The organism is Sodaliphilus sp. (genome assembly GCF_045598405.1).
GTDB lineage: Bacteria > Bacteroidota > Bacteroidia > Bacteroidales > Muribaculaceae > Sodaliphilus > Sodaliphilus limicaballi.
Genome location: NZ_JAZLLZ010000029.1, coordinates 1 through 8,826, shown reverse-complemented (window position 1 = coordinate 8,826; position 8,826 = coordinate 1). Strand labels below are relative to the sequence as shown.

The window sequence follows — 8,826 nt, the reverse complement described above, 5'->3', positions numbered from 1 at the left end:
TTTTGTAACTTCACGACAAGAAAAATAAGAAATTACCCCCGAATTAGCCCGAGACGGGTCCATCGGGGGTTTCTTTGTAAAGTTACAAAATATTCACGACACTGGCAAACAATTAGTTAACTATTTTCTGAATATCCCTATTTAAAGTTGAGACATATTCTTTTATTTTTGAACCAATGTATTCTGCCATCTTTACGGGTACGGCATTCCCAATAGCTTGTTCTATTGCACTGTGATTCCCAACAAATTTAAACGATTCAGGAAATGTTTGCATGTAACTGCGTTCCTTTGTCGTGAGCGGACGAACCTTTGATAAATCGGATGTCTTGTCAGCAGGATGGATGGTGTAATTGCTTGGAATCGGTCGGTTCACACTTCGTATGGTACTGCATGGTTCATCTATAGAGAAGATACCACGGCGCTTGTAATTACGAGGATGTTGATAAATGAATTCGCTATCAAAGTTTCCTCCAAAATACTTACGTATAGTCATGCGTTCTTTGTTTAATCCATCAAGCAACAGTTGTAACATGAAGCCATCCTCTTTTCCCAAGCAGCCAATTACAAAATAACGCTTGCGCATCTGTGGCACTCCCATGTAAGAAGCATCCCAAACGTGTTTTGTAATTCCATAGCCAGCATTCTTGAATGTCTCTAATGCTTCAGTAAAGATGGGAGAACGTTCGATGGTGTAAACATTCTCCATCACAAACCATTGAGGTCGAACCTCAGCGATGAAGTGGCTATAGATTCGTGTCAGATTCGCACGATTACCAATAAGATTTAATTTGCCGGCAATAGAGAAGTCTTGACAAGGTGGACCGCCAATGATAATGTCGGGAGCCAAAGCTTTCAGTTCATCAGCAATATCTTCAACCGCCAAATCACGCTTGTGAATAGGATGGTTGAAGTTCTGCCGATAAATATCAATGGCAGGTTGCCAATTATCGTAAGCTGCAACGATGTCAAACCCTGCATTTTGAAAGCCAAGGCTCATGCCACCACAGCCAGCAAAGAGATCAACAAGTTTCATGCTCACTAATGTATTCCTTTATGCTGTTAGCAATATACTCTCCCAATTTTACGGGTACAGCATTGCCTATTGCTTGATTAAGATTTGTCTTTGAACCTTCCCAAATGAAGTCTTTCGGGAATGTTTGAATCCAACTACGTTCCTGAGGAGTCAGCGAACGAATGTTAGGAGTCAAAGGTACAGGATCAGCAGGATGTCCTTTGTAGCCCTTTGGTACAGGACGGTCAACACCTCGGATGGTCATTGAAGGTTCGTCAATGGAGTAGATGCCTCTACGCTTGTAGGATGTAGGCACGCGGAAATAATACTCGAAACCAAGCGAATCACCAAAGTATTCTCGCATTGTCATGCTCTTCTTGCTCAGATGACGAGTAAAATTATCCTTAGCATCCCCATCCTTCCCACCAAAAACTCCGAAAGTTATGTAACGCTTGCGGATTTGAGGAGCACCACATTTGCTGGCATCAAGAGTAAGTTGCGTAAGACCATAACCTGCATTCTTGAAAATCTCATTCACGACCTTCAAGGTTTCACTCTTTTCGATGACGGCAACATTTTCCATAAGAAAGTACTTAGGACGAATGTGCTCTATTATTTTAGCATACGAGATGGTAAGTGCTGCTCTTCCTCGTGTCTCGTCACGATGACCAGCCGTAGAATAATCTTGGCAAGGGGGACCACCGATGATAACATCTGGATGTAAAGCCTCGAAATCAGAAAGGTCGGTCAAGTCGCTAAGGTCGCGTTTATAGACAGGGTGTTGGAAATTCTTCTGATAGATATTTAAAGCCACATCCCAATAGTCAAAGGCAGCGACGATATTGTATCCTGCGTTTTGGAAACCTAATGATAAGCCTCCACAACCGCAGAACAAGTCTATTACGTTGTATGTCTTTATATCCATTTGAGTTAGGCGTTTATAAGTTCGTTATACATTTGAAGCAGACAAGCAATCATTTCGTGCTCGGTCATGCTTTCTTTGAATCCGTATGCAGCCCTTACCGCAGCATCGTTTTTCAAGTGAGCTTCACGAAGATCATCTGGCATCGTATTATTATCATAGAGATCTGCAAAAGAGCACTCTGGATAATTATTGCGTGCAGCTATAATGGCAAGTGCTGTTTTCTCTATCGCTTGCTTTTGCTTCTCGGTTGGGGTTGGCCATGGGAAGTTGTTGAAGACAACATCGGTGCTATAGCGTGGACGGAAATCTTTGTAGCCACAGATACCATTTGTCCATACCATGTGAACGATACTTTGCAATACCCCGAAATGATAATAAGATGCATTTGGCATCAACTTCACAAGGTTACTGAACAACTTATGCTTTGCCGATTCGATGGTGACGTACTCCATCGGCCTATACTTACGATTTTCTGATGCAACTTCAGGAATAACCATGAAGTCAGTTTCGGGAATATTGGTTACATGGAAGCGAGTTGGGAAATTGGCAAGCTTTCGCGTTCCTGCATCCGTACTCTTTGCTCTGAACTTGCGAACGTTTTCTATTCGTTCCCTACATAAGGGCAAACTTCTTAATTCTGTAGGGCTACACTTTGCGAGCCAAAGGAAGTAACGTTTCTTCCCTTTTATCAATTCATCTGCTCCATACCACTCCATGAAGTATTTCTCTGCCTCAGGTTCTTGCTGTAGAAATGCATCTTTCTGATCTGGCTTGAACAAGAAATTAGAGTCATCAATAGGCTTATTTCCAATGCCTGTTTCGGGAACGTTACAGAGTGGATGGTTACGCGATGAAACAAGAATCGTCTCTTCGTCACGAAGATAAGGACTTATATTCTTGGCAGATTGAGGTACTGCATCCTCTGAATAAATGACCTTTCTCTCAGTTGGTTGACAAGAGAAGCCTATGATGGTACAATGTACTTGTGCTTTCTTCTTTGATTCGCTATTCCAAACGAACGGCAGATAAGCATACTTGATGCAGATGCTGTATTTGTCAATAAGGGCATCCCAAAGCAAAGACACTTGCTCACCACGTGTGATGTTGATGGTCGATACAAATGAAGCTTGTATATTAGTCCCTTGCATGAACCGAGCTGCTTTGTAGAACCAACCGCTTATCAAATCCATATTGCCAGGGCGAGGACTATCTTCGCCAATAACCTTCAGCAAATCATTCCTCTGATCGTTTTCACGGCTCTTCTTACCTTTGAAAGGTGGATTACCGATAATGTAGGAAAGCTTATCTTTTGCAATTACTTTATTCCAATCCTTGGTCAAAGCATTTCCACCCTCAACATGCGAATAGCTTTTAAGTGGTAGAAACTCCAAGTCGCGCATAACTATGTGCTCCGTTTCGTACATCATTTGAGCCTCTGCAATCCAAAGGGCAGCCTTAGCAACGGTCACAGCGAAGTCGTTTATTTCAATACCATAGAAATTCTCGATGGACACCTTTATGGGACTCAATTCTGTAGAAAGATAGCGTGATCCCGGATCTGCCAACAGTTCTATTACCTCGTTCTCTAATCTTCGTAGGGACAAATAGGTTTCTGTCAAAAAGTTGCCAGAACCGCATGCAGGGTCAAGGAATGTCAAAGAAGCAATCTTAACTTGGAAATCATTCAGTTTCTGCTTTCGCTTTTTATCGACCTTCTCTTTGAGTATCAAACCTAATTCGTCCTTCAAATCGTTAAGGAATAGAGGATCAATAACTCTATGGATGTTTTCTACAGAAGTATAATGCATGCAACCGACCTCACGAGTTTCTGGATTCATGGTGTCCTCAAACAAAGCACCAAAGATTGTTGGAGAGATTCCACTCCAATCAAAACCAGCACTACACTCAAAAAGCAGAAGGTTAGCAATGTCTGCTGTAAAATTAGGAATTTCAATATCTGCAGCAGCGAACAAACCACCATTTACATATGGGAATGTCGCTAACTTATCGTCCTCCAAATCGTATGGGTTTCGTTCTTCGTATGGTGTATTCAGGACATCAAACAAAGCAACCAAAGCCTTACGCATCTGTGAAGGCTTGTGTGAATTAAGGTAGTCGTAAAACACCCCATGGTTATCACCAAACAATCCGCTGTCCTCTGCGAACAGACAGAATACCAATCGAACGCAAAGAATATTCAGTGAGCGCAATGTTTCTGGCGCATCTGGATTGATGTATTTTTTGCGTAATTCATCATAGAGCTTGCCTATGAGCTCACCAGCTTTAATGGAGATTTCCTTTTCGTGACGTAAGGTTGTTTCTGTATCTTCCACTAAGAATCTAAGCAGATAATACTCTCGTTCCAAATCTTCTAACTTTATCTCGAATGGTTCACCATTAGGTTTCTCCATGTCGTAAATAAGGAATGATTTGAAGTTGCAAGTTACAATCCAACGAGGTCGTTCAGAATATTTCAAACCTGTTGAATATCGCAAAGCCTGTTCATACGGAGTAAGTTCTTCTTTATCGCTCTGCTTTTTTGCTTTGCGCAAATCCTCAGTAGAAGATTTTTGCTCGATGATTACCTTTGTCAAAGGAATGTACGCATCTATGAACTTGGCATTTTTCAGACGTACGGGTAACTCATACTTCACAAAGTTAGCCGGTGTGTCTATTCCAAACACATCGTGCAGAAGCTGATACCAGAACGTCTGGCTCTCGCTTCGTTCATGCCCGCGACCTGTCCAAGTTACAACAAATCGTCTTGCTGCGTCTCTTGAAATATTTTTCATTACCTTGGTATGTTAACATAAAAACAAAACAGAAATATAATATAAATAAAAGAGAGGTGTTTATCAATTATTGGTTGCGCTCATCCAGCATGACCTTTATATTATTCAAATTCTGATTTGCCATAAACTCTTTTATATAAGTATGCAAAGATACTAAAATTAATCTAAAATAAGGCAGGTAATCATCAAAAACATAAGATTAGGTAAAAAATAATGGTTTTGTTTTTATAAAACCAGAACTAAACAACCTTGTTATCTAGTTGGTTTTTTAGTAGTAAGCGGGGCTGTCTAAAGTTGTTAGACAGCCCCGCTAATGTTGATATTATTCTGTGCTTGTTATCTTATTTCACTTCCCAGGTGTCGCCGGTGAGGATGACGTCGCGCAGGCATGAGAAGCCGTGCTTGGCCTTTGCTTCCTCGACTTGCTGTGCAACGCAGGTCTCATAGCTGGGAGCCTCCACGTCGCGTATCACGCCCAGTGCCACGGGCAGGTCGGTGCCGTCCATCATGGCGAGCTGCTGGTGCAGGAAGTAGTCGCGGCAGTGCGCGTCGTGCACGAGCACGTCGTCGAGCGTGTAGCCGTCCTGGCCTATGGTCACGGCCTTGAGGCCGAAGCCGTCTTGCACGAGGCCCTTGTCATTGTCCTTGCCATAGACCATCTTCTCGCCGTGGACGAGGTGGATGGTGCGGTCGGCACGGAAGGCGCGGTCGGCTATGTGCTTGTGTATGCCGTCGTTGAATATCATGCAGTTTTGCAGTATTTCCACTACCGAGCAACCTGTGTGCTTCACTGCCGCCACCATGCACTCCTGGCTTATCTTGAGCTCCATGTCGATGCTGCGGGCAAAGAATGTGCCGCGTGCGCCGAATACGAGCTCGGCGGGGATGAACGGGTCTTCAACGGTGCCGTAGGGCGACGACTTGGACACGAAGCCGCGGGCACTGGTGGGGGAGTACTGCCCCTTAGTGAGGCCGTATATCTTGTTGTTGAGCAGCAGGAGGTTGAGGTCCATGTTGCGGCGCACCTCGTGGATGAAGTGGTTGCCGCCTATGGCGAGGCAGTCGCCGTCGCCGCTCACCTGCCACACGGTCATCTCGGGGTTAGCGGTCTTGAAGCCGCTTGCCACAGCGCCACCGCGGCCGTGAATGGTGTGGAAAGCATAGGTGCTCATGTAGTAGGGCAGGCGAGAGCTGCATCCGATGCCCGAGATTACTGCGGTCATGTGGGGCGGGATGCCCAGTTCGGCCATTGACTTGTGGAGCACGTTGAGGATGGCGTGGTTGCCGCAGCCGGGACACCAGCGCACGGTCTGGTCGTTCTTGTAGTCGCGTTGAACAAACTGTTGTTGTTCGCCTTGTTGCTGAATGTTCTTCTCGTCCATATCTTTATTCGTCCTCCATTACTTTATTGATTTCGTTCACGATTTCCTGCACCATGAATGGCTGTCCCTGCACCTTGTTGATGTGGCAGATGTTGAGTGCCGGCATCTTTGACTGCAGGTAAGAGGCAAACTGGCCGTCGTTGAGCTCGGCCACGATCACGGTCTTGAAGCGGTTGAGCACGTCGGCGGTGTTCTTGGGCAGTGGGTTGATGTAGCGGAACTGTGCCATGGCGAGTTTCTTGCCCTGGCTGCGCACGGCACGCACTGCGTCGAGGATGTGGCCATAGGTGCCGCCCCACCCCACGATTATGGTGTCGGCGTCGCGGTCACCGCGCAGTTGCAGCTCGGGGATGTCCTGTGCCACATTTTCCACCTTGCGGCGGCGTGTCTCCACCATGCGGGCATGGTTGATGGGGTCGTTGCTGATGATGCCGCTGTTGTAGTCCTTTTCGAGTCCGCCCACGAGGTGCTCCAGTCCGGGTGTGCCGGGGATGGCCCAGTAGCGCACGCCGCGTGCGTCGCGCATGTAGGGTTTCCACACTGCCTTGAGCGAGTCGGGCACGTAGTTGGGTTTTATCTCGGGATATTCGTCCTCCTCGGGGATGCGCCACGCGCTAGAGCCGTTGGCGATGAAGGCATCGGTGAGCAGCACCACGGGGGTCATGTGCTCGATGGCGATGCGTGCCGCCTCAAATGCCATGTTGAAGCAGTCGGTGGGGCTGAGTGCTGCCAGCACCACGAGGGGACACTCGCCGCTACGTCCGTAGAGCGCCTGCTGCAGGTCGGTCTGCTCGGTCTTGGTGGGAAGTCCGGTCGAGGGACCGCCGCGCTGCACGTCGATGAGCACAAGGGGAAGCTCGGCCATCACTGCCAGGCCCAGAGCCTCGCTCTTGAGCGACAGGCCAGGCCCCGATGTGCTGGTCACTGCCAGGTTGCCTGCAAACGAGGCTCCCACAGCAGCGCAGATGCCGCCTATCTCGTCCTCCATCTGCACAGCCTTCACGCCCAGGTCGCGGCGCTTAGCGAGCTCGTGCAGGATGTCGGTGGCGGGGGTGATGGGATATGAACCCAGGAAGAGGGGACGTCCGCTCTTCTCCGACGCCATGATGAGGCCCCAGGCTGTAGCCTTGTTGCCGTTGACATCGGTATAGATGCCCGGGCGCTGCTCCTCGGTCTCGATGCGATAGGTTGACACGCTGGCGTGGATGTTGTGACCGTAGTCATAACCGCCGCGTATCACCTTCTCGTTGGCTTGAGCAATGGCGGGCTTACTTGCAAACTTGTTGTTGATGAACTTGATGGGTGACTCCATGGGGATGTTGAACAGCCAGCACACGAGGCCCAGGGCAAACATGTTGCGGCACTTCATCTGTGCCTTGAAGTCCATGCCTGTGTCTTCGAGTGCAGCCTTCACCAGTGAAGTCATGGGCACCTCCACCACCTGTCCGCGCAGGTTGATCTCGGTGTAGGGGTCGTCGGTGGTGAACAAGGCCTTGTCAAGACCGCTCTGGTTGAAAGTGTCGATATCGACAATGGCGGCACCGCCCTTGCGCAGATACTTGGCGTTCTGCTTGAGTGCCGCGGGGTTCATTGCCACCAGCACATCGCACTCGTCGCCGGGTGTGTGCACGCCATGACCCATGTGAACTTGGAATCCCGACACGCCGTTGAGGCTGCCTTGCGGGGCGCGCACCTCGGCGGGATAGTCGGGGAATGTAGAGATTTGGTCGCCCAGTCCGGCACTCACGTTGCTGAATATGGTGCCCGCGAGCTGCATGCCGTCGCCGCTATCGCCGGCAAAACGCACTACGATGCTCTGGCGAAACTGGACCTTTGCTTTTTCTTCCATTACTAATATATTATTGTTTAATTTCCCAATGTTAGTCAGTGTGAGCGCATTTACACGCATTTGGGCACAAAGGTACTACTTTTTTACGTAATGCACCTTAAGAATTTGTTTAAACTGCGTTAATTGTGGCCTAAATCGCCGAAATCGCAGGTAGTATCATGTTTAGCATAGGCGATGCAACGTCGGAGACGTTGGTATGTGAGTAACCCCAGGTTGGGGACGCGCAGCGGACCCTACCTGGGGTAAAGCGGTGTAAATAATGTGTACGTCGGAGACGTTCTATTTGCCGTCATCGTAGAATACACAATCGTTTTCGGATGACATTTTATTCATTTCATCTTCAAATGTTAACATTTGATGATGAATTTCCTGATTTTTATATAATTGATGATGTTTCCCTGGTCATCTAATAATTAATAGACCCCACCTATAAACTTGAGTTGTTGCTTCAGGATCTCTTGATTGCATCGCTCGTCTAGACAGCTGTCAATCATTTTAGTGATGTATATCACTTAATTCCAATGAAATCACTTAATGGTCTAATCTTTGACCTATATGTGTTGATGCCTTGCCTAAGTTTAGGGTGTTTGGTGAAATCAATCTCTTTCGTATTGTCGAAATGAAGAACCATGTAATAGGATGCGTGTTCGGGGTGGAAACCATGAGCTTCTAATGTTTCTTTTGTCCATATCTGAAAACTGCCTTTGTTCTTTAATTTGTAAAGATCCTCAAATCCGCAGTATAAAATTTGTTAACGTTTTTGCACGCGTTAGAGGGGCATCGCCTGGCCGGATCGGTGGCAACGTGCTAAGTTCTGTGTGTTTTTGTCACGAGCGGGCACACTGCCCCTTTCCCCAATCCTTTCG

The 8,826-nt window shown here is 47.3% G+C and carries 5 protein-coding genes; all 5 read right to left on the bottom strand.

Going from position 1 to position 8,826, the window contains the following annotated elements; genetic code table 11:
* Window positions 1–112: 112 nt before the first annotated feature.
* Window positions 113–1,033, bottom strand: a complete 921-nt coding sequence (locus ACKI3C_RS02670) for a DNA cytosine methyltransferase (protein WP_407401773.1) — start codon at window positions 1,031–1,033, stop codon at window positions 113–115.
* Window positions 1,020–1,937 (bottom strand): DNA cytosine methyltransferase, encoded by a 918-nt coding sequence (locus ACKI3C_RS02665; RefSeq protein ID WP_407401771.1) that lies wholly within the window; start codon window positions 1,935–1,937, stop codon window positions 1,020–1,022. Before ACKI3C_RS02665 ends, ACKI3C_RS02670 begins: the two co-directional genes overlap by 14 nt.
* Window positions 1,938–1,942: 5 nt before the next feature.
* Entirely contained in the window at window positions 1,943–4,729 is a 2,787-nt protein-coding gene (locus ACKI3C_RS02660) for a DNA methyltransferase (RefSeq protein WP_407401769.1), read from the bottom strand.
* Between the two features lie 341 nt (window positions 4,730–5,070).
* The gene (locus ACKI3C_RS02655; RefSeq protein WP_407401767.1) at window positions 5,071–6,111 is read right to left on the bottom strand and encodes a 2-oxoacid:ferredoxin oxidoreductase subunit beta; all 1,041 of its coding nucleotides are present in this window, start codon (window positions 6,109–6,111) and stop codon (window positions 5,071–5,073) included.
* A 4-nt stretch (window positions 6,112–6,115) separates the two neighbouring features.
* Window positions 6,116–7,960: a 2-oxoacid:acceptor oxidoreductase subunit alpha gene (locus ACKI3C_RS02650; RefSeq protein WP_407401765.1), complete on the bottom strand. Its 1,845-nt coding sequence runs from the start codon at window positions 7,958–7,960 to the stop codon at window positions 6,116–6,118.
* Between the last annotated feature and the right edge of the window lie 866 nt (window positions 7,961–8,826).

Bases quoted from the DNA above. Each gene is read 5' to 3' on its own strand.
- ACKI3C_RS02660 (WP_407401769.1), bottom strand. From the start codon at position 4,729: ATGAAAAATATTTCAAGAGACGCAGCAAGACGATTTGTTGTAACTTGG.
- ACKI3C_RS02650 (WP_407401765.1), bottom strand. From the start codon at position 7,960: ATGGAAGAAAAAGCAAAGGTCCAGTTTCGCCAGAGCATCGTAGTGCGT.
- ACKI3C_RS02670 (WP_407401773.1), bottom strand. From the start codon at position 1,033: ATGAAACTTGTTGATCTCTTTGCTGGCTGTGGTGGCATGAGCCTTGGC.
- ACKI3C_RS02655 (WP_407401767.1), bottom strand. From the start codon at position 6,111: ATGGACGAGAAGAACATTCAGCAACAAGGCGAACAACAACAGTTTGTT.
- ACKI3C_RS02665 (WP_407401771.1), bottom strand. From the start codon at position 1,937: ATGGATATAAAGACATACAACGTAATAGACTTGTTCTGCGGTTGTGGA.